16 protein-coding genes and 1 pseudogene are annotated in these 22016 nt (G+C 72.3%); 7 read left to right on the plus strand and 10 right to left on the minus strand.

The window, feature by feature from the left end; translation table 11 throughout:
- Positions 1-81: 81 nt before the first annotated feature.
- The 3 genes from FHL80_RS13845 to FHL80_RS13860 all read left to right on the plus strand — a co-directional run bounded on the left by FHL80_RS13845 (position 82) and on the right by FHL80_RS13860 (position 5168).
- Positions 82-1188: a glycosyltransferase gene (locus FHL80_RS13845; RefSeq protein ID WP_138733983.1), complete on the plus strand. Its 1107-nt coding sequence runs from the start codon at positions 82-84 to the stop codon at positions 1186-1188.
- A 498-nt stretch (positions 1189-1686) separates the two neighbouring features.
- Positions 1687-3372 (plus strand): glycoside hydrolase family 16 protein, encoded by a 1686-nt coding sequence (locus FHL80_RS13855; protein WP_138733985.1) that lies wholly within the window; start codon positions 1687-1689, stop codon positions 3370-3372.
- 278 nt (positions 3373-3650) lie between these two features.
- Positions 3651-5168 carry a sugar transferase gene (locus tag FHL80_RS13860; protein ID WP_138733986.1) on the plus strand — a complete coding sequence of 506 codons (1518 nt, stop codon included), beginning with the start codon at positions 3651-3653 and terminating at the stop codon, positions 5166-5168.
- Between the two features lie 624 nt (positions 5169-5792).
- Here FHL80_RS13860 and FHL80_RS13865 read toward each other — a convergent pair.
- The 7 genes from FHL80_RS13865 to FHL80_RS13895 all read right to left on the minus strand — a co-directional run bounded on the left by FHL80_RS13865 (position 5793) and on the right by FHL80_RS13895 (position 15863).
- Positions 5793-7187, minus strand: coding sequence for an acyltransferase family protein (locus FHL80_RS13865; RefSeq protein WP_138733987.1), 1395 nt, complete (start codon positions 7185-7187; stop codon positions 5793-5795).
- A 302-nt stretch (positions 7188-7489) separates the two neighbouring features.
- On the minus strand, positions 7490-8560 hold the full coding sequence (locus FHL80_RS13870; protein WP_138733988.1) for an acyltransferase family protein: 1071 nt from the start codon (positions 8558-8560) through the stop codon (positions 7490-7492).
- A 185-nt stretch (positions 8561-8745) separates the two neighbouring features.
- The gene (locus tag FHL80_RS13875; protein WP_138733989.1) at positions 8746-10071 is read right to left on the minus strand and encodes a lipopolysaccharide biosynthesis protein; all 1326 of its coding nucleotides are present in this window, start codon (positions 10069-10071) and stop codon (positions 8746-8748) included.
- Positions 10068-11309, minus strand: a complete 1242-nt coding sequence (locus FHL80_RS13880; RefSeq protein ID WP_138733990.1) for an O-antigen ligase family protein — start codon at positions 11307-11309, stop codon at positions 10068-10070. Before FHL80_RS13880 ends, FHL80_RS13875 begins: the two co-directional genes overlap by 4 nt.
- Positions 11306-12667, minus strand: a complete 1362-nt coding sequence (locus FHL80_RS13885; protein WP_138733991.1) for a hypothetical protein — start codon at positions 12665-12667, stop codon at positions 11306-11308. Before FHL80_RS13885 ends, FHL80_RS13880 begins: the two co-directional genes overlap by 4 nt.
- A gap of 122 nt (positions 12668-12789) precedes the next feature.
- Positions 12790-15057, minus strand: coding sequence for a glycosyltransferase (locus FHL80_RS13890; RefSeq protein ID WP_216870713.1), 2268 nt, complete (start codon positions 15055-15057; stop codon positions 12790-12792).
- The gene (locus FHL80_RS13895) at positions 15054-15863 is read right to left on the minus strand and encodes a WecB/TagA/CpsF family glycosyltransferase (protein ID WP_216870714.1); all 810 of its coding nucleotides are present in this window, start codon (positions 15861-15863) and stop codon (positions 15054-15056) included. The genes FHL80_RS13890 and FHL80_RS13895 overlap by 4 nt, the downstream gene beginning before the upstream one ends.
- A 326-nt stretch (positions 15864-16189) precedes the next feature.
- Between FHL80_RS13895 and FHL80_RS13900 the strand changes: the two genes are divergently transcribed.
- Positions 16190-16795 (plus strand): metal-dependent hydrolase, encoded by a 606-nt coding sequence (locus tag FHL80_RS13900; protein WP_138733994.1) that lies wholly within the window; start codon positions 16190-16192, stop codon positions 16793-16795.
- Here the strand turns inward: FHL80_RS13900 and FHL80_RS13905 are convergent.
- Entirely contained in the window at positions 16773-16988 is a 216-nt protein-coding gene (locus FHL80_RS13905; RefSeq protein WP_138733995.1) for a P-loop NTPase family protein, read from the minus strand. The genes FHL80_RS13900 and FHL80_RS13905 overlap by 23 nt on opposite strands.
- Before the next feature lie 319 nt (positions 16989-17307).
- Between FHL80_RS13905 and FHL80_RS13910 the strand changes: the two genes are divergently transcribed.
- Complete coding sequence (locus tag FHL80_RS13910; protein WP_138733996.1) at positions 17308-18261, plus strand: glycosyltransferase family 2 protein; 954 nt, start codon at positions 17308-17310, stop codon at positions 18259-18261.
- A 612-nt stretch (positions 18262-18873) separates the two neighbouring features.
- On the plus strand, positions 18874-19743 hold the full coding sequence (locus FHL80_RS13915) for a glycosyltransferase family 2 protein (RefSeq protein WP_138733997.1): 870 nt from the start codon (positions 18874-18876) through the stop codon (positions 19741-19743).
- A gap of 110 nt (positions 19744-19853) precedes the next feature.
- Here FHL80_RS13915 and FHL80_RS13920 read toward each other — a convergent pair whose 3' ends face one another.
- On the minus strand, positions 19854-20090 hold the full coding sequence (locus FHL80_RS13920; protein ID WP_216870715.1) for a hypothetical protein: 237 nt from the start codon (positions 20088-20090) through the stop codon (positions 19854-19856).
- A 521-nt stretch (positions 20091-20611) separates the two neighbouring features.
- On the opposite strand from FHL80_RS13920, the gene FHL80_RS13925 reads away from it, so the two are divergent.
- Entirely contained in the window at positions 20612-21511 is a 900-nt protein-coding gene (locus FHL80_RS13925) for a glycoside hydrolase family 16 protein (RefSeq protein WP_138733999.1), read from the plus strand.
- Positions 21512-21701: 190 nt separating this feature from the next.
- On the opposite strand, the pseudogene FHL80_RS26275 reads toward FHL80_RS13925, so the two are convergent.
- Positions 21702-22016, minus strand: a pseudogene (locus FHL80_RS26275) (hypothetical protein); the annotation flags it as partial.

Raw genomic sequence — 22016 nt, forward strand, 5'->3', positions numbered from 1 at the left:
CCGGCATCATAGGCGCGTGCAGAACCCGCGCCGGCCGCATCGGGCCCCGTCGACGAACCGCACGGCCGACGGGCGCCCTCGATGAGCGGCCCCCGCGTGACCCTGGTGCACGAGCGGTTCACCGAGTACGCCGGCTCCGAGGCGGTCGTCGAGCAGCTCGCGCGCGAGTGGCCGGACGCGCCGATCTTCGCCCCCATCGGCCGGCCGGGTGTCCTCCCTGCCGACCTCGACGCCCGCCTGCACACCACCCGGCTCAGCAGGCTGGTGCGGGGCACCACCTACGCCCACTTGCTTCCAGCTCTCCCGGTCGCGATGGCCCGTCTCCCGTTGCCACCGTCGGACGTCGTAATCGCGTCGCACCACGCCTTCGCCACCCAGGTTGTCCGCACGACGACGGCGCCGGTGGTGGCTTACGTGCACACGCCGGCCCGCTGGGCCTGGGACCCGTCCATGCGCGCCGGCGAGGCCGGTGGGCGGGTGGGCGAGGCCGTGCTCGCCGCCTTCTCCACCGCCTTCCGCCCCTCCGACCGCTCCGCCGCGGCCCGCGTGCACACCCTGGTCGCTAACTCCTCCGCCGTCGCCGAGCGGATCAGCACGTGGTGGGACCGCGAGGCCACGGTCGTCCACCCGCCGGTCGACACGGAGTACTACGTCCCGGACGAGACCGTCCCCCAGGAGGACTTCTTCCTCCTCGCCGGGCGGTTGGTGCCCTACAAGCGCCCTGACCTGGCCGTCCGCGCGGCGGAACGAGCCGGAGTCCCGCTGGTCGTGGCGGGGGAGGGTCGCATCCGCGGGGAGCTGGAGCGCCTGGCCGGCCCGGACACCCGATTCGTCGGTCGCGTGTCCGACGACGAGCTGCGCGACCTCTTCCGGCGCTGCCGGGCGCTGCTCATGCCGGGGATCGAGGACTTCGGCATCGTCCCGGTGGAGGCGCAGGCCTGCGGAGCCCCGGTCATCGCCGTCGACGCCGGCGGCGCCCGGGACTCGGTCCTGCCCGGACGAACCGGCGAACTCATACCGGTCACCAGCTCCCAGGACGAGGTCGACACCTGGGCGCGAGCGCTGAGGGCGTTCACCCCTGGTTCCTACGCCGGCGCCGACGTCCGCCGACACGCAGAGACCTTCTCCCGCGCGCGCTTCCGGCAGGCGATGGGCGACGTCGTGACGAAGACCGTGAGCTCCCGGTGAGCTCACGGCCCGGCGCGGCCGCCTCCCGCACGCGGCCCTGGCTGGGAGAGGGCGGTGCGAGCAACATCGGCGCACACGTGGTGCACGCCCTGCTCGACTCCGGCCGGCGGGTCGTGGTGGTCGACGACCTGTCCCCCGGACTTGCCGGGAGCAGCGGCGGAGGGACCCGGCGCGGATCGTGGGCCGCGTCGACCGGATCGCCAGCGACCTGAACGGGACGGCGGAGCATGACCTGACGGACATGATCGCCGGCGCCTGGACCGCCGAGGTCAACTGCACCGGCGGTTGAGCACGCCCTGTCGTCAGGCACCTCGTGGGCGTCCCTCGTCCGAGGGACGCGCCGCTTGGACTACCGGACGATGGCGATGTCTCACCGTAGTCTCCTGATTGCGAAGCGTGATGGGCGATGACGCCCTCCGCCGACCCGCCCAGGGTCGCGCACGAGGTGGCGAGGGGGTCCCGGTGTCCGGGAGGTGGCGTACCGCGATCTGGTCGGCGATGGCCGCATCACTGCTGCTGGTGGTGGTCAGTGCTCCCGGTCCGGCCGGCAACTCAGGAACCCTGCTGGCCGGGAAGACGACTCCGTTGCCCACGGCGACCGCGAGCACGTCGGCCGCCCCATCGACCACCGCCGCCCTCGTCGACGGCAGCGTCGCCACCGGCCGGACGGGGAACGAGTGGACGGCAGCCCCGGGCGACGCGTCACCCTGGGTCCAGCTGTCGTGGAGCACCCCGCGGCGGCTCGCCAGCGTCCAGGTGTTCGGGCCCACGGCCACCGCCGTCGACCCCGCGGCACCGTGGAACGCGCCGCTGCACGGCCTGCTCCGGTTCGGTGACGGGAGCACCGTCGTCGTCTCCGGCATCTCCGGTGGAGGCGGGCAGGCCACCTCGATCGCCTTCGCGCCCCGCACCACGACCACGGTCCGCCTCGAGCTGGCGAGGACCGTGTCGACCGCGACGGTCTCCCTCCGGGAGGTCGCTGCCTACGAGGTCGGTACGACCCCGCCGCGGTGGCCACAGCCCGCCGGCGGCTACGCCACCTCGTCGACCCTCGCCGGGCAGTGCGGCGGCACCACCCCGCCCGTCGGCCGGGCCAGCGCACGCCAGCTCGGGCTGATCTGCCCGGCTCCCGGCTCCGCGGTGTCCCGCTCGGCGACCATCGCCGTCGCCGGCCCGGCGAGCACGCCCGTCCAGGCCACGGCCTGGGTGGACCCTCCGGGCAGCATGCCTGCGGCCGAGCGCACGGTCGCCACCGGCGTGACCGACGGCCAGGGCCGGGCCGTCCTGACGTTCGCCACCACGACCCTCCCCATGGGGCCGTTCGCCGTCAAGGTGGCGCGTACCGGGCCCACCGCGCAGGCCTCCGACGTCCCGCTGTACGTCCAGCTGGTCAACCGCTCCGGGGTCACCCAGGACACCCGGGACCACGCCCCCAGCGGCATGACCCTGCAGTACGCCGAAGAGTTCACCACCCCGCTGTCGGTGAGCCAGCGGGGCACCGGCACGACGTACGCCGCCACGAAGCCCTCGCACGTGGCCGGCGGGAGCTTCGGCGACGCCTGGTTCGCCGACCCGGCGGAGAGTGCCAGCAGCCTCTCGACCCTCGATTCCCAGTACCTGCGGCTCCGCGTCCAGCCGTCCGACCCGGCCACGACACCGTGGGGTCTCGAGCACACCGGCGGCATCGTGTCCTCCCTCCGCGTCGGCGGCAGCGGGTTCGCGGCGCAGTACGGCTACTTCGAGGCCCGGATGCTCGGAGCTCCCGGGATCGGTTCGTGGCCCGCCTTCTGGATGCTGGACACCGAGAACGCCACCCCCCGGGGCACAACCGCCGTCGAGGTCGACGCCGTCGAGCTGTACGGGCACAACACGCTCGGCAGCTGCCACACCACGCACAACTGGGGGTACACCACCGGGGACAGCGGCGTGGCCAACTGCTTCGACCGCAACGGCTTCGCCGACTGGGCGCTGAGCTGGCACACCTACGGCGTCCGGTTCGTCCCCGGGGCTGCCGTCTTCTCCATCGACGGCGTCCAGGTCGCCAGCTACACAGGGCTGCAGCAGACGGCGGACCCGTTCTACTTCATGGTCGACCTGGCTCTCGGGGGCGGCTGGCCGGTCGACCTGGCCGCGACGGGGAACGTCACGGACCTCTACGTCGACTGGGTGCACGTCTACACCTGAGGCGGGCTCGCACGGCCGACTGGACCCGCAGACCGGGCGGTCTTCCCTCTGAGAGGGGGCTGGCACACCCGATCGAGTGACCCTGTGTGCCGAAAGCGAGTGCCATGCGTGATCCTGTGATGGACATTACGGCCGTGGAACTCCGGGTTGGGGATCTGCACTGGTCGGTGCCGCATTGCTCGGTTACCGTCCTCCTGCCAGGCCAACGGGGATGTTGCCGGCAATCCAGCAGTGGATCACTGGGCCGCGACTGCCCAGACGGCAACGGGGACGGCGCCATGGCTCTGCTCGACCTGCGTGACCCGATCGCGCTCGACCAACCTCCGACGCAGCGGTTCTGGCGGGTGTTCCCTGCGGCGAGGCTGCGCGGCGAGGGCACGGTCGCCCGTCGGGCATGGCGGCCCGCCTACGTCCGGCGCATCGTCGTCCTGGACGCCCTGTGCGCGGTGTTCGCCTCCTACGTCGGCTTTGCAGCGCCGGTGGGTCACGGGGTCGCGGTCAAGAGCATCGGCGCGGCGATCGGCTTCATGACCGTCCTCCCGGTCGTGTGGGTGCTCGCGATGCTCATCGCGCGCAGCTACGAACCCCGTTTCCTGTGGGTCGGCGTCGAGGAGTTCCGCCGCGTCTTCTCGGCCGCCACACTCCTGCTGGCGTGCGTGGCGACCATCGCCTGGGGTCTCGAGGTGCAGGTGGCCCGTGGCTTCGTCGTCGTCGCCCTGCCCCTGGCCACCGCGCTCACGCTGCTCCAGCGGTGGGGCAACCGGGTCTGGCTGCACCGGCGGCGAGCGCACGGCCACTACCAGCAGACAGCCGTCATCGTCGGCCACCGCTCCGGCGTGGCCGCCATGCACGCCCAAATGGACCGCGAGGCCCACCACGGCTACCGGATCATCGGCTGCTGCCTCCCACCCCACACCGCCGGCAAGGACGAGGTCCTCTTCGACGACCTGCCGGTGCTCGGCGACCTCAACGAGGTCGTCGACGTCGTCCGCCGGTACGAGGTGGACACGGTCACGGTGCTGCCGTCGCCCGAGCTGGACGGGAGCGTCCTGCGCCAGCTCGGCTGGGACCTCGAGTCGACGCAGGCAGAACTACTCCTCGCGCCGGCGGTCACCGAGGTGGCCGGCCCCCGGGTGCGCATCCGCCCGGTCAGCGGGCTCCCGCTCATGCACGTCGAGCGCCCCGAGCTCCGCGGAATGCGCCGGGTGACCAAGGAGGCCTTCGACCGGGTCGTGGCCGCCACGGCGATCGTGCTGCTGGCCCCTGTCCTCCTGGCGGTCGCCCTCACCGTCAAGCTCACCAGCCCCGGGCCGGTCTTCTACCGGCACGAGCGGGTCGGCAAGGGCGAGACGCCGTTCCACGTGCTCAAGTTCCGCACGATGGTCCCCGGAGCAGACAAGGTCGTCGACACACTGCTGGACCAGAGCGACGGCAACGCGGTCCAGTTCAAGATGAGGAGCGACCCGCGGGTCACGCCGGTCGGCCGCGTGTTGCGGCGGTTCTCGATCGACGAGCTCCCCCAGCTGTTCAACGTGCTCAGTGGCACGATGTCCCTGGTCGGTCCGCGGCCGCACGTCACCCGCGAGGTCGAGCAGTACGGCCACGACATGCGGCGCCGGCTGCTGGTCAAGCCGGGCATCACCGGTCTGTGGCAGATCAGCGGACGCTCGAACCTGTCCTGGGACGACTCCGTCCGCCTGGACGTCCGCTACGTCGAGAACTGGTCGCTGACCTTCGACCTCATGATCCTCGCCAAGACGCTCGGCGCGGTCTTCCGTGGTTCCGGCGCCTACTGAGGCGCCGCTTTAAATCGCGCCTGCTCCGCGACAGAGCGACGGGCGCTGACATCGGGCAACGGCTCAGTGGCGTACCTGCGGATCAGCGTGTCAATCGAGCCGTCTCCACTCTCCCGCTGCCAGAGCTCCACCCGCGCTGCGCATCGCATCTTCGCCTTCGCCACCCTCGCAACAATGGCCGTGTCTGTTGCTCGCCCGCTCCTCCAGCGGCCTCCGCCTGCACGACGCCGTCGCCGCCGAGATGGCCGCCCGCCCCAGTGAAGCCGAGGACGCCCCCGAGGCGCTCGGCCGCGGCGGCAACCTCGGGTGGCGCCGTCGCGCCGACCTCGGCCCGCTGACGGACGTCCCAGAGGGCGGCACCGCCCCGTCGTCGGGCTCCCGCCGGGGCCGCCTCCGGCGCTGCCGACCGAGCCACGGAACCTCGCGAACCCGGTGGGTCAGCCAGATGCCGGATCGCGCGGCCGCAATTGTGAACCTCGGTACGAGGGCGTCGGCCGTGACCTACGTGTGGGTCCTTGAATCTGGCGCGCGGTGCCAGCCGGGTGGTGCTCAAGCCCTCGACCACCATGTCCATCCGCCGGGTCGAGGCGCCCCACAGATCGCCGGCTGGGACCCCGGTCTCGGTCAGCCGGCCTGCACCGTCTGCGGCGGCTTGGCCCGATTCGTTCCTCGAAGCCTGCGCTCGAAAGGCTTCTCCACCAGGACGTGCAGCAGCCAGGCCGCCAGCAACGACAGTGTGAGAGCGACGAGGGTCTGCACGACCGCACCGTTCCAGCTCGCAGCCCCGCCCAGTACTCCCAGGCATCGAATGACCATCTGATGGACCAGGTAGAAGCAGAACGACACTTCGCCCAACCAGACGAACACCCGACCGGACAGCAGCCCACCTTCGTTGCGCTGATCCCGCCAGCAGCCCGCCGCGATCAACGCCAGGAACGGGAGGACCGGCACCGCCGACATGCTGAAGGTCGACGGCCAGATGCAGCACATCACATACATCGCAGCAACCACGAGCAGGGTCCACCGGAAGTTGAGGCGGGACCATTTTCCGTCCCTGACGTCCAGCGCCACGGTGATCCCGAGAACGAACTGGAACGCAGTCAAGATGGGCGCGTGCCCCTGCAACCATCCGGCGTGCGGGAAGGCATCGAGTTCCACAGCCAGTGCGGCAGCGACCAGCACAGCGAACGAGCCCGCCTGGACTAGTCGCCGTACACGCGTCGAAGCGTGCACGAGCGCCACGATGAGGGCCGGAAAGCACGCGTAGAAGAAGGCCTCGCACGACAGTGACCAGCCCACGCCGTTCAGTGAGAAGTAGTACTTCTCGTCGGGCACCCACGACTGCGTCAGGGTCAGCTGCGCCAGGAACGGCCCAACGAGGTCCCTGAGGCGATCGTAGCTCTGGACCGCACTCACGCCGTCACGGCCGTGAGAGGCGACGGTCAGGAGCACTCCCCCGAGCAACGCGACGAGGTAAGCCGGGTAGATCCGAGCGAAACGGCGCCGCCAGAATGGGGCTGCCGTGTCACCGCTGCGGTAGGACCATGTCAAGATGAACCCTGACAGCGCGAAGAAGAACGTGACGCCCATGCCGCCGGCATTCGAGATGTAGGCGAAAGCGTGCGCCGGGTCTCCACTGAGCCGCGCTTGCATGTGAACTGCGAAGACGGCGAGCGCCGCGAGAGCACGAAGGCCCGTGAGGGTGTTGAGTCGAGATCGCCCTCCCACTCCACGTGAGCTTCTTCCAACCGAGCGCACGAGAAGTGAATCTTCAACTGTCACTCGGGCATCCTGCGGGTGACCGGACCGTTCGGCCCGTAAGGGGCGGAGGCCGTCACCCCAAAGTGGCACCCCCACCACCTGAAACTGACTTGTCGCCAGACCGCAGCCGTCGATCACCGCCTCGGACGAGCTTGCCCATTGTTTTCGCCACACCCCCCGACTCACCGGCCACTCGGAGCGCATCCCCCTCCCCGAGCCGGCGTCCCTGGCAGCGCAGGACGGATCAGCCGCCTTCATCCCCTCACTCCAGGGGTGGTTACCGGGGGTCGATCCGGCGCCGCAGGCAACGGGGCGATGAGGCAGCTATGCCGATCGCCGCCCACTGGGTCGCTGGCGAGGCTCTGCTGCCGCTGACCTGGAGACCACCGACGCCATCACGTTCGTGCCCGGTCGTGCCGCGTTGATCGACCAACCGGCTGCTCGGATCGTCGTGGGCCGGCGTGCCCGGTCAGACAGGCTGCTCTCCGCGATCACCAGAAGGGTCGGGGAGACGACGGGAGGTCCGGGAACCTGCGCAGGTGCCGGGTTCGCGGTGCCTGCTACGCGACATCGAGCCGCGCCGGGGATGAAGGTCGTCGGGGCCGTAGCCGCCGCTCCCCAGGCACCTCCACTGCGCGATGCAGAAGCCACGCCGCACACACGGAGCCGAGGAGGGCGCCGCAGACGGCAAGCACCAGCCCGACGCCGGTGAGCTCTGAGTGCACGATCCCGGCCCGGTTCAGGCCTTCGAACCACGCCCGCATGACGAGGGGGTGCATGAGATAGACGGCGTACGACCAGGTGCCCAGCGCCACGAACGGGCCTGACCGGAACACCGATCGCCGACCGGCCAGGTCGGCGCGTGCAGCTGCCCAGACGAGCAGGGCGAAGGGCACCAGGGTCACGGCGACGTCCCGGAAGGCCGCCGGGACGTGGTTGGCCAGGAGGAAGGCGCCGCCGGCCACGGCGACCGCAGCGCCGAGCGACGGTGACCAGCGAACTCCGCGGGCGGCCAGCACCCCGAGCAGGACGCCGACGGCGAACTCTGCGGCACGGGTGACCGGGAAGACCACGGCGAGCCAGTGCAGGATCGGTCCACCGCCGGCTCCCCAGACGGCCAGGGCCAGCAGCTCGACAGCGACCACGAGGACGACGATGCCCAGCAGTGCTCGCCGCACGGTCCAGGACCGGACGACCCGGTAGATCCAGGGGAAGGCGAGGTAGAAGAACGCCTCGCACGACAGCGTCCAGAACACCGCGTTCGTGGCCCAGTACACGGTCTCGGAGGGAACCCACGACTGCAGCAGTGTCAGCGGCGCGAGATCGACGAGGCCGGGCTGCCGGCCCGCGGCCACCATGGCGCCGAGGGAGAACACCCAGGTCACCGCGTACGCGGGGTAGACCCGGGCGAACCGGCGGCGGTAGAAGAGGACTGCGGTGTCGTCGTCGCGCGCCGTCCAGCTCATCACGAAGCCGCTGACGATGAAGAAGAACGAGACCCCGGTCGTGCCGGCGATGAGCAGCGCCTCCGCCGCCGCACCTCCGCCGTAGTTCAGCGCGTGCAACCCGAACACCGCCAGGGCTGCGACGAAGCGGAGCCCGGTCAGGGAGTCGAGGCGGGGCCGCGGCATGGCGGCGCTCCGTTGCGGCGTCAGGTTCGGGCTCGCGGGGGAGAGCGACTCGGCGTGCCCCGTCAGTGCCTGCGCTCCAGCAGCGGGGCAGCCATGGTGCTCCCCGAAGGGCCTGCCGCGGACGGCATCACCGTCAGGGTGGAGGCCAGGCGCACCCTGCGCAGACGCCGGAGCGCGGTCGGCGGTCACTGCGAGAGCCCGGCGTCATGACGGCGCTGCAGCCGGACCAGCGCCGCCCAGGACAGCACCACGAACACGAGCTCCGCTACCAGCGTCGCCGCCACCGCCCCCCGCCAGGCCCACAGCGGGATGAAGACGCCACACATGAGGGCGGCGACCGCAGCCGCAGACCCGACGGCCAGCAGGCGCGTGCCGTGGGCCCGCAACCCCATCAGCCCGTTGAAGCAGAACATGCCCAGACCGCGCAACAGCACGAGGACGCCGAGCAGGCGGACCATCTCGACGGAGCCGGCGTAGGCCGGCCCCAGCACCACCGGCAGGAGCGGTGCCACCAGGACCACGGCGACCGCAGCGAGGCAGCCGTATCCAGCGCCGAGAGCAGTGAACCGCGCCGACCGCTGGACGTGCTCACCTCGACGGGTCGGGTCGTGCTCGAGGAAGCGGCGGTGCGACGCAGCCTGGAGCGCGCGGAGCGGGGCCACCGCCACCTGCACCGCCCGATAGGCAGCCGCGTACAACCCGGCGGTCACCGGGTCCGCCAGCCGCACCAGAAGGATCTTGTCGGCGTCCTCGTGGACCGAGAACGCCAGCAGCGCCGCCGAGAACGAGAAGGTGTCCCGGACGTCGGTCCGCGTGGGCCACGCCAGCCGCAACCGGTGGCCGTTGTGCGCCCGCAGGTGGACCAGGACGGCGGCTGCAGCGAGCAGGCCCAGCGTGCCGTAGGCCCAGGCCACCGCCTCGAGGGACAACGCCTGGCCGGTCGCCAGGAGCAGCAGGGCGGCGGCCCGCAGGACGAGCAGCAGCATCCGCAGCGCCACGGACAGGCGATAGGCGTCGAGGGCCTGGTGGTGGCTGGACGCGAGGGCGACCACGCCGGAGCCGACCAGCTCGGCCAGCGTCAGCAGCGTGAAGACCAGCAGCCCCAGCTGCGGGAACAACAGCGGCCGCAGCAGGAACCCGGCGGCCATGGCGACGGCCGTGCTCCCGACGAGCAGCGTGAGGCACCGCGCGAGGACCTCCTCCGCCGGCCGGCGGTCGCGGACGACGCCCTGCAGCAGGAGCTGGCCCACCGATGCGTAGGAGAACATGCCCAACGTGGCGGCGAGGGCCTGGGCGCCGACGAACTGCCCGTAGTCCGCGGGACCCAGCCGGGTGCTGATCAGGTACATCGCCAGCAGGCTGGCGATCAGCGTCAGCAGCTCTGCTCCGAAGGCCCAGCCGGTGTCACCGGCCAGCCGGCCGAAGCGGCGTCGCGGGCCGCCCGCGTCGCGGGGCTGGTCCGCCCCCACGTCCCGCGCGTCGGCCTGCTGCTCGGTCTCGACCGCGCTCACGTCCGCACCACCTCACGTCGCTCGTCCGCCAGGGTCAGGACGGTGTCCGGTCCGGTGCCGGGGCACGCCGGAGGGCGACCGAGGCAACTCGCCAGGAGGGCGATCAGCAACAACCCGTTGCCGGTGAACGGGGAGCTCTCGGTGATCGATGTCAGCAGCAGCAGCACCAGCACACCGAGCGCCCAGGCGCCGACCGCGCCACCACACCGCACCGCGCCGACGGCGATCGCGGCGAGCACGAGGACGAGGAGCACGAGGCCCACCCAGCCGACCTGCAGCCGGATGTCCAGCCACCCGTTGTGGGCGTAGAAGGCGTCGAACCGGGACTCGCGCCAGATGGCCAGCGTCACCGGGGAGGTGGGCCCCCACACGCCGCCGAACCCGTGACCGGTGAGCGGCCGGTGCTGCACCTGGTCCAGGACGGCGATCCAGATGGCGCGCCGACCGGTGAGCGAGCTGTCCCGGCCCAGCAGGCTCAGCACCAGGTCGGGCAGCACGAATGCCATCGCCGTCAGCAGACCGGCGCCCGCCGCCGCCGTGACGTCCACCAGCAGGCGGGCACCGGCCGCGTGGCGGTCGCGGACCCGGGACCAGAGCACCACCACTATCGCCGCGACGGTCGCCCCCAGCGCACTCGCGGAGGCACTGCCGAGCAGCAGCACGAAGGTCAGGAGCAGCCACGCCCGCCGCCGCCAGCCGCCGGGCAGCTGTGTCCACAGCGTGACCGCGGCGAGGGCGCAGAAGAAGCCGAGGTCGTTCTTGTGCGGGAAGAGCCCGTGCCAGCCGGGAGCCCCGTCGACGCCCGCCGCCGTCGCCCAGCCAGGAGCGACGACGAGCGTGACCACCGTGGCCGCCAGCACGTAGCGGACGGTGAGGGCCAAGTTCGCCGCGACCGGAGCGCCGCAGATCTGGCCGGCGACCCAGCCCACGGCGGTCAGCGCGACCAGGTCGATCAGCCGGCGGCTGCTGGTCGTCGGGTCCGCGCTCCAGGCCGCGGACAGCAGGCACCACAGCACGAAGGCCGCCAGCGGCACGGACAGGCGCAGCCGGGCACGTCGGGCCTGGGGCAGGGCCAGCACGATCAGGACCACCCAGATCGGCAGGGCGCGGACCATCCAGCGCGCCACCACGAACTCCGACCACTGCGACAGCACGAAGGCGGTGGCCAGCAGCAGGGCGGCGGAGCGCTCGACGCGTCCCGCGGCCCGCGGGAGCCGGACCGCCTCGGCGGTGCTCACGGCGTGGTGACGACCACGTGCTGCCGGGTGCCCGGCATCGTCCCCAGGACGTCGACAGCCAGTCGCAGGTCGGCCTCCAGCTGGTCGCCGACCGGGACCACCAGCACCGCCCGTCCGCTCTCCCGGACCGCCGCACCGGCGAAGGTGGAGTCCAGCAGCGAGCCGGCGTCCACGAGCACCACATCGGCCCCGTTGGACCAGTCGGGCAGCGCCTTGACGAAGTCCTCAGCGGTGAGCTCGCCGGGTTCGGCGTGCGAGAAGACGGTCACGCCGGTCCCGATCGTCCCGGACTGCCACCCGCGGTCGGCCTGGCCGGCCAGCTCCGCCTGCGGAACCAGCGACCGGTCGCCCGGACGCCGCGGGATCACCGCGACGACCCGCCGTCCCTCGGCCGCCAGTCGCGTGGCCAGGGCGCCGGCGACAGCGGAGCGCCCCCGTGCGGCCCCCGCATCGCAGACCGAGATCACCAGCGGCCGGTCCTCCGGCTCCACGGGCTCCATCAGCGCGACCAGCCGCGTGGCCGGTGCCACCGCCCGACCGGGTCGCCGGTCGGCACTGCGGAAGACCGCCTCGACGGGGCGTCCGGTCAACTCCTCGACCCGCCACTCCCCCGCGACCCGCGGGCGGCGGACCGCCCGGGTCACCGCCACGAGCAGTGCCACGAGGCCGCAGAGAGCGGCCGCGCCCAGCACGCTGAGCGGCAGGCTGACCGGCCGCACCGCGGTGGCCTGGCGGGCGTCGTCGGCCACTCGCGTGGCGTCGCGCACCGCACCGGGCTGGGACAACTCGGCGAGGTCCGCCGACACCTGCGCGAACTGGATCTGCAGGGCAGATGCCAACGACGCCGACAGTCGCTCGTCCGTCAGCCGGTCGGTCAGCTCCCCCGCCTGCTCCTGCAGCGCAGCGCGCTGCCCGTCCACTGCGGACCGTGCGGCGTCCTGCCGACGGTCCACGTAGGAGTTGGCCACGGCGTTGGCCAGGGCGACCGCTGCCGCCGGCGAGTCCGCCGCAGCCGTCACGGTGACCACGTCGCTGCCGGTCACGTGCGACAGCTGCAGGTCGTCCAGCACCTGCCGGGCGGTCGGACGCGGATCGAGCAGCTGTGCCGCCGCCGTCGCGGCCGAGAAGCTCTGCAGGGACTCGAGCTCACCGGTCACGTACCGCTCCGGGTCGCCGGTGAACGGCGTCTGCCCGGGCACGGTCACCGCCGTGCTGTCCATGACCAGCACCGCGGACGCGTCGTAGCTGACGGGCAGCAGCCGCCAGGCCGCCGCTCCGAGCGCCGCCCCCAGCACGACGAAGGTGACGATCAGGACGAACGATCTCCGCGCGGCCTGCGCGAGCAGTTGCAGTTCCACCAGGTGCCTCTCTCAGGTGCGCCGATGCGGCGCGACTCGCGGTCAAGGATGGGTGCGGCGGCTCCGGATCAGCCGCATCCGGCGGCGGCTCTGCCCCGGGGGAGTGAGCGTCGGCGCGTCGATCAGGCAGCGGGGGTGGCCTCTGCCGCCTCGCTGCCCACCCCGGCCACCGCCAGGAACCGGTCCAGCTCCGCGTACGCGCGGCCGGGAGAGAAGAGCCCCGCAGCCGTGCGGGCAGCGGTCTCGACGTCCCGGCGAGCCGGGCCGTCGGCGAGGAGGTCGACCACGGCGTCGGTGAACTCCCCGGCCGAGTCGGCGAGCCGGTAGGGAGCCGGCCGCAGTCCACCCAGCCCCTGCGCCCCGACCGTCGTGGTCACGATCGGCACGCCGTGACAGATCGCCTCCACGACCTTCACCTTCAGCCCGCTCCCTGCGCGCAGCGGCGCCACCGCCACCGCCGCACGCTCGTACTCCTCGGCCAGCGACCGCACCTCTCCGCGCAGGACGACCCCGGCCGGGACGCTCCCCAGCCGGGCGCACACCGTGCCGACGACGTGCAGCTCGGCGTCCGGCCGGCGGCGGCGCACCTCGGGCCAGACCTCCCGCAGGAACCACTGGAGGGCCTCGACGTTGTGCAGCGAGCCGCTCCCGACGAACAGACAGCGCCCCGAGCGGACCCGCTCACTGGACACCGGTTCGACGTCCACCACGACGGGCGTCACGACGACGGCCGCACCGGGCGCCAGGGCGGCCAGCGTCGCCACGTCGTCCCACTGGATGGCCAGCACCAGGTCCATCCGGGCGAGCACGGCGGCCTCGTGCTCGGCAGCGAAGTCGGCCGGCTCGACCCGGTGCCCTGCAGCGCGGAAGCTATCGGCGCGTTCGTGCACCACGTCGTGGCTGATCAGCCCCGTCACCCGGACCGTGGGAGGGAGGACCAGCGGCTCGGGCACGGAGAAGATGGTGTTGAACAGCACCAGCTCCGGAGCCACGGTCCCCAGTTCGCGGGCGACCCACCCGGAGGTCGCCGGATCGAGCCACGTGCCCAGGACGTGGTCGACGTCGGCCCGGGACCGCCGCGCGGTCCGGACCCGGTCGATCGCCGTCTGCACACGGTGCGGCAGCCGGCGGAAGACGGCCCAGGCCACGTGCCCGGCGACCGCTGCCGGGCTGGTGACCACCTCCCAGCCGCCCACTGTCCGCAGGCCCGGCGCGCGGTAGGTCAGCCCGTCCTGCCCGGCCCGTCGGACGAGGAAGCCGGTTCGCGGTCCGGTGAGCAGGAGGGCGACGTCGTAGCCGAGGTCGCGGTGGTGGGCGAGGATGCCGCGGAGGTGCTGGCCGTGACCGGCTCGCTGGTACTCCGGCCCCTCGGCGGCGACGACGGCCACGCGGGGCCGCTCGGTCGCCCGCGCCGGCGCCGGCGCTGCCCCGTAGAGGTCGTAGGTGCGTCCGCGCAGGCCGGCGACCATGCCTGCTGCGCGGGTCACCTTCATCAGCGCCTCGACCAGCCGGGCCCGGTCGCGCATCACGGCGGCCCGCACCACGGCGGTCAGCCCGGCGGCGGCCCAGTACCCGGCGACCAGCACCCGCCGCACCGGCCGGCCCGCAGGCCAGCCGGGCCGTGACCGGTCGAGGATCCCGAGCGTCCCGCCCTTGCGGTACTCCCGACGGAGCAGGTAGCGCACGGACAACCGATCGGCGGGAACCGGTTCGTGGACGACGGCGGACGGCTCGAACCAGATGCGCGCCCCGGCTGCCACTGCCTGGCGGGAGAACAACTGGTCCTCCCCGCCCGAGCGCCCCAGCGTCTCGTCGAAGCGCAGACCCAGCCGCCGGACCAGGCCGGTGGACAGCAGCAGGTTGCCGGCGTGGGCCTCCGCGACCCAGCCGGGGCCGTCGCCGACCACCGAGTGGAAGACCGGTCGCCGCACCCACTGCGGCGCCTCGGTCGGGTAGTCCGCCAGGACGGGGCCGATGACCAGGTCGGCCGAGGTCCGCTGCTGGGCGTCGAGCAGCCGGTCCAGCCAGTCAGCAGCAGGCAGCTCGTCGTCGTCGATGAGCGCGAGGAGCGGTGCGCGCCCGACCGCGTGCGCCAGCACGGCGTTGCGGCCGCTGGCGATGTTGCCCGCCCCGTGCGCCACGTACTCGACGGTGAACCGGTCGGGCAGGGTCGTCGTCGCGACGACGGGACGTGCCTCCGAGTCCGGGGAGTTGTCGACGACGAGCAGGAGCACCCGCGGCGTCCGGTCCCCTGCAGACTCCAGCTCGGCGAGTCGGTGCAGCAGCGCCCGCAGCGGTCCGGGTCGGCGGTGGGTCACGATGCCGATGACGACGTCCGCCAGGAGTGTCTCCCCGTCGCTCTCCACCGGGCGGTCGAGCGTGCTGGTCACATCGCCACCGAGCGCGACCGCACGTGGACCACCTGGGTCGGTGCGCCGGCGAGGGAGGCCGCCACCATGGCCTCGTAGGGCCGGCGCCCCTGCTCGCGCAGGTAGCTCCGGACGACGTCGGCAGAGCGGATGCCGCGGACTGCCTCGACCGTGTAGCGACGCCACAGCCGGCCTGGCTCGCGCAGGACGCGGAACAGCCAGTTCATCTTGAGCCGGTAAGCCCACGGCGGGTAGTAGCTCGGATCGCTGACCTGGTCGAGCCAACCGCCTGCGGTGACGAGGACCTGCTCGGTCATCCCGTGTTCGACCAGCTCCAGGAGGTAGGAGTCCTGGCGCGGAGCACCCAGCCCGAGGACGACCACGTCGACCCCGAGGGCGCGGAGTCGGGTCGACATCCGGGCCGGCGGGAGCAGCTCCTCGAACCCGTCGCAGGTGAAGACGACGACGGGAGCGGAGGGCAGTGCCTCGAGGGTCTCCTTGGCCGCGGCGAGGTTCTCGGCGCGACTGCCGATCAGCGCGACCCGAGCACCGGGCGGCAAGGAGCCCAGGAGCACGGGGAGCACCAGATCGGCGCTCGTGCGGGGCGCACCCGGAGCGGCCAGCCACCGGAGGAAGAAGCCGTCGATGCCGACGTGGTCGAACCGGGACACGTCGACGTCCGCGTCGATCGACCGCAGGACGGAGGCGTGGTTGTACCAGGTGACCCGGGCACCACGGCCGGTCAGGAGCGCCTCCCGGAGATGACTGGCGACGTTCACCGCCCATCTGCGCTCGTCCAGCAGGACGGGCCCCCGCACTTCGCCCACGACGCTCCCCCTTGCACATGTGCGGGGAGGGGCACCACGGACGTGGCTCCAGCCGAGGTCGGAGCGCGACGCTGCGCGAGGTGATGGACCTGGCCGCCGACGTAGCTCCCCGGCAGTGACCTCAAGATCACAAGCCGGTGGGCACCTCGGGAAGGCCTGGGCCGGAGCAGTCATCCAGAGGAGGGAGCTGCAGCAGGACCGCGCCCCGTCCGCCTCCTCGCAGCGTCGGCTCGGTTGTCCGCACCGGTCACCGGTCGTGGGCGGGTACGGTGCCGGGACGTGCGCCGAGCCTCTCCAGTGACGAGCCCGACCGTGCCCCGCTGCCGGTGACCCGCCCCGCCGCGCCACCGCGGGCGACGCCGCGCTGGCTCGAGGCGGTCAGCGACTCGCGGTGGGTCGTGCTGCTGCCGCTGTGCGGCCTGCTGTTCGTCGTCGCGCTGGACGCCGCCCTGGCCTACCGGCACTGGCCGGTCGCCCTCGCCGGGCTGATCGACGAGCCGGGTCACCTGGTCACCGCCGCCCTGCTGCTGGCGGCACTGCTCCCCTGGCGCGCCCGCGCGCTCGCACCCTGGGCACTGGCCGGGTCGGTCCTGCTGGACGTCGACCACGTGCCGCTCTACTCGTTCTGGCCCGGCATCGCCGCCGAAGGCGGGGGTCGGCCGGTCACCCACTCGCTGATCACCGCAGCCGTGCTGCTCGCCGGTGCGGCGGCGGTCCGGCGGTGGCGCATCCCGCTCATCGGCCTGTCCACCGGCGTGCTGCTGCACCTGGTCCGGGACCTCGCCTCCGGCCCGGGCGCACCACTGCTGTTCCCCTGGACCGAGGAGTGGGTCCGGGTGTCCGAGCGGAGCTACCTCGCGCTCGTGGCGGTGGCGACCGTCGTCGCCACCGTGCGGCTGGCGCGGGCCGTCAGCGCAAGAGGAAGCGGCTGAGGAACGGCCGCGAGTACTTCGCGCACGAGCACATCGCGCAGTCGCTGCCCCGGCGGTAGTGCTGGTGGGCCTGCTTGCCGTGCCCGCACGAGCAGGGCTTGGCCGCAGGAGCCATCGCCTGCCGGACCGACGTGCGCGACGCAGCAGCGCGGCGGGCCGCGGCCCGGTCGGCGGCCGGGGCGAACAGCAGCACGTTGCCCCCGAGAACGGCGGAGCCCCCTCCCGGGACGACCGACGGAGACAGACCAACCTGGAGACCGCGCACGGGTCCTGCCTTTCGCTGCGGCCCTCCCCCAGCGGCGCGAGCGTTCTCGCAGGAGGGCGAGCGGACGCTAACGCGGTACGGCGCTGCCAACCCGTCAGGTGACGGAGCAGTCACGGCGCGTCGTCTCCCCCGTCCCAACCGACCCAGCCACACCGGCCCGCAGACGGCGTCCGGCCAGGTCACCCGGACGGGGGGCGGCCCGCCGCACGGCCGTCCGGAACAGGAACGGCCTTGTAACCTGGCCCGCATGTCGGTCGAGCGCTCCACCCCGGCCGGGCTGACGTTCACGGCCATCATCTGCGCGTACACCCTCGAGCGCTGGGACGACATCAGCGCCGCCGTGGCCAGCCTGCGCGCCCAGACCAGCCCCGTGGACGAGATCCTCCTGGTCTCCGACCACAACGACGAGCTGCTCGCCCGCGCCACCGCCGCGTTCCCCGACGTCCGCTGCCTGCAGAACACCGGCCCGCAGGGCCTCTCCGGTGCCCGCAACACCGGCGTGGCCGCCGCGACCGGCGACATCGTCGCCTTCTTGGACGACGACGCCGCGGCCGAGCCCGGCTGGGTGGCCGCCCAGCGCGACGCCTACCAGGACGAGCAGGTGCTCGGGGTCGGCGGCACCGTCCTGCCGGCGTGGAAGGCCCCGCGCCCGGACTGGTTCCCCGACGAGTTCCTCTGGGTCGTCGGCTGCAGCTACGCCGGCCTGCCCACCACCCGGGCGGAGATCCGCAACCCGATCGGCGCGAACATGAGCTTCCGCCGCAGTGCGTTCTCCATCGCCGGCGGCTTCGACCCGATGATGGGCCGGCTGGGCAAGGACGCCGCCGGCTGCGAGGAGACCGAGTTCGCCATCCGTGCCCGCGGCGCCTTCGACGGCTCGCGGATCGTGATGGAGCCGGACGCCGTCTGCCGGCACAACGTCTCCCCCGACCGGGTGACCCGCGCCTACTTCCGGCGCCGCTGCCAGGCCGAGGGCCGCTCCAAGGCACTGGTCAGCCAGCTCACCGGCAGCGACACCGCGCTGTCCAGCGAGCGCACCTACGTCTCGCGCACCCTGCCGCTGGGGATCCTGCGGCACCTGCGGTCCGGCGGCCGCGCCGGCATCGGCCAGGCGTGGGCCATCGTCGAGGGCACGGCCCTCACCGCATCGAGCTACCTCCTCGCGCGGCTGCGCGCCCGGAAGGCCTCCGCCGGGGCGTGACTTCGGTCATGCTCTGACGTCCTGCGCGGTCCTCCCCGGCGCCACCGGCCGCTGCTGGAACCGAACTCCGTCGGGGCTGCGTATCTCACCCAGCGTTCGGTTCACCTCCGCGAGTCGTGACCCCGGGTCGTCGGGGAAACCGCCGTTCGTTGTCACGGTGGGTTGTCGGTAACTCCCTGAACGTCACTGTTGATCATCCGTGCGGTTGCGATCCGTCACGGAAAACGGTGACTCACGTAGGCGATGTCAACACGCAGAGTGTCCGAAACGCCTTCAGAGCGCCACTGTGACCTGCGTCAAGGCTTCGGTGACATCACCACCGGTACGGGTGAACGGATCAAGATCCGGTTTACAGGACCAACCCGCTCGGGTAGAAAAGTTCTCGAACGACGACCACGCAGAGTGATGGCGGGTCGTCGCGGGCGTCCCCCGGTCAACCGACCGGATGGCGCCCGGGCGGGAGGTGGTGGCGCATCGTCACCGGCTCCGTGCTGTCCACCCAGTACATGCACAACGGGAAAGCGATGACCCGCCGGGCGCAATTGGTCGCCTTAGCCCGGCGGTGAGCAGAGGCGAAACCGGCCCGTTCCTTTTCCAGGAGGAGTCCGGCTCATGCGCCGAAACACCGTGGTCGAGATGAAGGCCTCGCGCACGAACGACAGCCGCACCGCCCCCAAGGTGAGCGTGGTCGTCCCGACGTACAACGAGGCCAAGAACCTCCCCCACGTGTTCTCGCTGATGCCCGAGGACATCCACGAGATCATCGTCGTCGACGGCCGCAGCGTCGACGACACGATCGAGGTCGCGAAGTCGCTGCGCCCCGACGTGAAGATCGTGCTGCAGAACCGCCTGGGCAAGGGCAACGCCATGGCGTGCGGCTTCGAGGCCGTGACCGGCGACATCATCGTCATGCTGGACGCCGACGGCTCCGCCGACCCGCGCGAGATCCCGCTCTACGTCGCCGCGCTCACCGCCGGCGCCGACTTCGCCAAGGGCACCCGCTTCGCCAACGGCGGCGGCAGCTCCGACATCACCCGCGTCCGCGCCTGGGGCAACCGGTGGCTCAACCGCTCGGCCAACGTGCTGTTCGGCACCAGCTACACCGACCTCTGCTACGGCTACAACGCCTTCTGGACGCACTGCCTCGACGTGCTGGAGCTCAACGCCAGCGACAACGGGCAGACCGAGCGCACCTGGGGCGACGGCTTCGAGATCGAGACCCTGATCAACACCCGGGTCGCGAAGGGCAAGCTGCGCATCGTCGAGGTGCCGAGCTTCGAGTACGAGCGGCTGCACGGCACCAGCAACCTCAACACCTGGCGCGATGGCATGCGCGTGCTGCGCGCGTTGGTCATCGAGCGGCTGAACAACAAGGGCAAGGTCACGCGCAACCGGTCGCTGCAGGCCACGACCACCCCGGCCGCCCGGCTCGTCGCGACCAACGTCGCCGACCTCCAGACGGCCGACGCCCAGTCCGCCTGATCGCAAGAGACCCCCTGGGTCCGTCGCTCGTGCGACGGGGCCAGGGGGTCTCCGGCATCTCCGGGGTGGCCACGGCCGCCCGCGGAGCGGACGCCGTCAGCAGGCGGTGCTCAGGCGCGGAGCAGGAACCGGGGCCCGGACCGGTCGAAACGGAAGCAGGAGCACATCCCGCAGTCCGAGCCGCTGCGGTAGTGGTCGTGGGCCTCGCGGGCGTGCGCACAGGTGCACAACTGGGCCCGGCCGTTCCGGGGCGCCTTCCGACGCACGTCGTCGGCCGGCGGCGCGGGGGTGGTGACCACGTCGGGGACCACGTGCAGGTGGCGGGCAGGGGACGTGCCGGAACTCACGCGCATGGTGGGACCCCCTCCGCAGACCGTCATCATGGTCAACTGTCCATGCGACTGACCAACCAAACCAGATGGACGCCCCGTTGCGAAGACCTCGGACGAGATCTGCAGCGGAAACCACGGCGGACCGGGCCGCGAACAGGGAGGCTGGGCACCATGGAGGGCATGGCGACCGGGTGCTCGCGCGGCGGGTCCGGGCTCAGCGTGGTGAGCGGCGGAACCGCGCGCGCAGCGAGCGGTGGAAGCGCCCGCAGTCGCACAGCGCGCAGTCGCTGCCCGCGCGGTAGTGCTCGTGCGCCTGCTTCCCGTGCCCGCACGAACACGGCGCACCGGCGGGCTCCGGCGGAGGCGTCTTCGCCACGGCCAGCGGCGGCGGAACGCAGTGGAGGCGGAACTGTCCCGATGGGCTCCCGGCCTCAGCCTCGAAGGGCATCCCAGCCTCCGTTCCTCCGGTCCTCCGTGAGACGGAACGGTACGGCACCCCAGCCCCAGCAGCACCCCCATGCTGCACGGACGTGCAGGTGAGCGCGCCGGAGACGGTCGCCGCCGACCGTGCGCCGGAGCCCCGGCCGTCGTGGTGGCACCGCGCGCGCCGCCGTCCGTGGATCTACCTCGCCGCGGTCGGCGTCGCGGTGCTCGGAGGACAGCTGCTCACCGCCCCGGACTCGAGCGCGCCCGACGAGGACCTGCCCGGGTGGGACCTGGTCCTGTCCGAGGACTTCAGCACCGACGCCGGCTCCGGCGACTTCGCCGACACCTACCCCGGCTGGGCCGGCTACGACGGCGCCCGGGACACCTCGCGCGACCTGGGTCGGCCACAGGCCACCCAGGGCCTCTACGACAGCGACAGCACCACCACGGTGGAGGACGGCGTCGTCGACGTCCGGGTGCACACCTCCGGGACGACCCCGCAGGTGATGGCGCTGACCCCGACGCCGGACGGGCAGTGGTGGCCCGGTCAGCAGTACGGGCGGTACTCCGTCCGGTTCAAGACCGACACCGTGCCCGGCTACAAGCTCGCCTGGCTGCTCTGGCCCACCAGCGACAACTGGACCGAGGGCGAGATCGACTTCCCCGAGGCCGACCTCGGCGACGACATCTCCGGCGCCTCGCACGACATCACCGGCGACCCGAGCGTCAACGCCTTCAAGATCGACACGGAGATGTCGACGACCGACTGGCACACCGCCACCATCGAGTGGCTGCCCGGCCGGCTGACCTTCCTCCTCGACGACGAGTCCTGGACGACGACCGACCCGACGGCGATCCCGGTCCACCCGATGCGCTGGGTGCTGCAGACCGAGACCCAGCTCGAGCAGGCGGGGCCCGACCCGAGCGCGTCCGGGCACGTCTACATCGACTGGGTCGCCGCGTGGTCCATGTCCGACGCCGCCGGGGACGCCGCCCGCGCGGAGGAGTGACCCCCGACGTCCGCAGGGACAGTCGTCGCCACTCCTGCCCTCTGCGATCCCGTCGCCTGCTGGGAACGGACCGGACCGCCCGGCTCAGTGACTCACCGTCTCAGCGCGATCACCGATGGTGCAGCTGTGACGGATGATGTGGCTGTGCGCACATGTACCAATCCGCTCTGTGTTTTTTGTAGTTACACAGCTAACTTTCGACGCGATGAAGACGAACCGATCTCGCCGCCGCCTGTTCGCCGGGTCGGTCGCCCTCGCTGCCACCTTCTGCGGAACCGCCATCTCGCACCACGCCGGTGACCGTCCCGAGCCTGCATCGGCCACCGCGGTGAGCGACGCCGCGGCCGGCTCCAGCTGGGACGAAGAAGCCGCCGTCCGGGCGCACCACGTGCAGCAGCAGGTCGATGCCGGCGGCGTTACCGGCCGAGGTGAGCACGTCGCCGTCGTCGACGAAGAGCACGTCGGGGTCGAGGCGGACCTGCGGGAAGAAGCCGGAGAACGCGGC

It is taken from the genome of Modestobacter excelsi (assembly GCF_005930495.1).
GTDB classification, from domain to species: Bacteria; Actinomycetota; Actinomycetes; order Mycobacteriales; family Geodermatophilaceae; genus Modestobacter; species Modestobacter excelsi.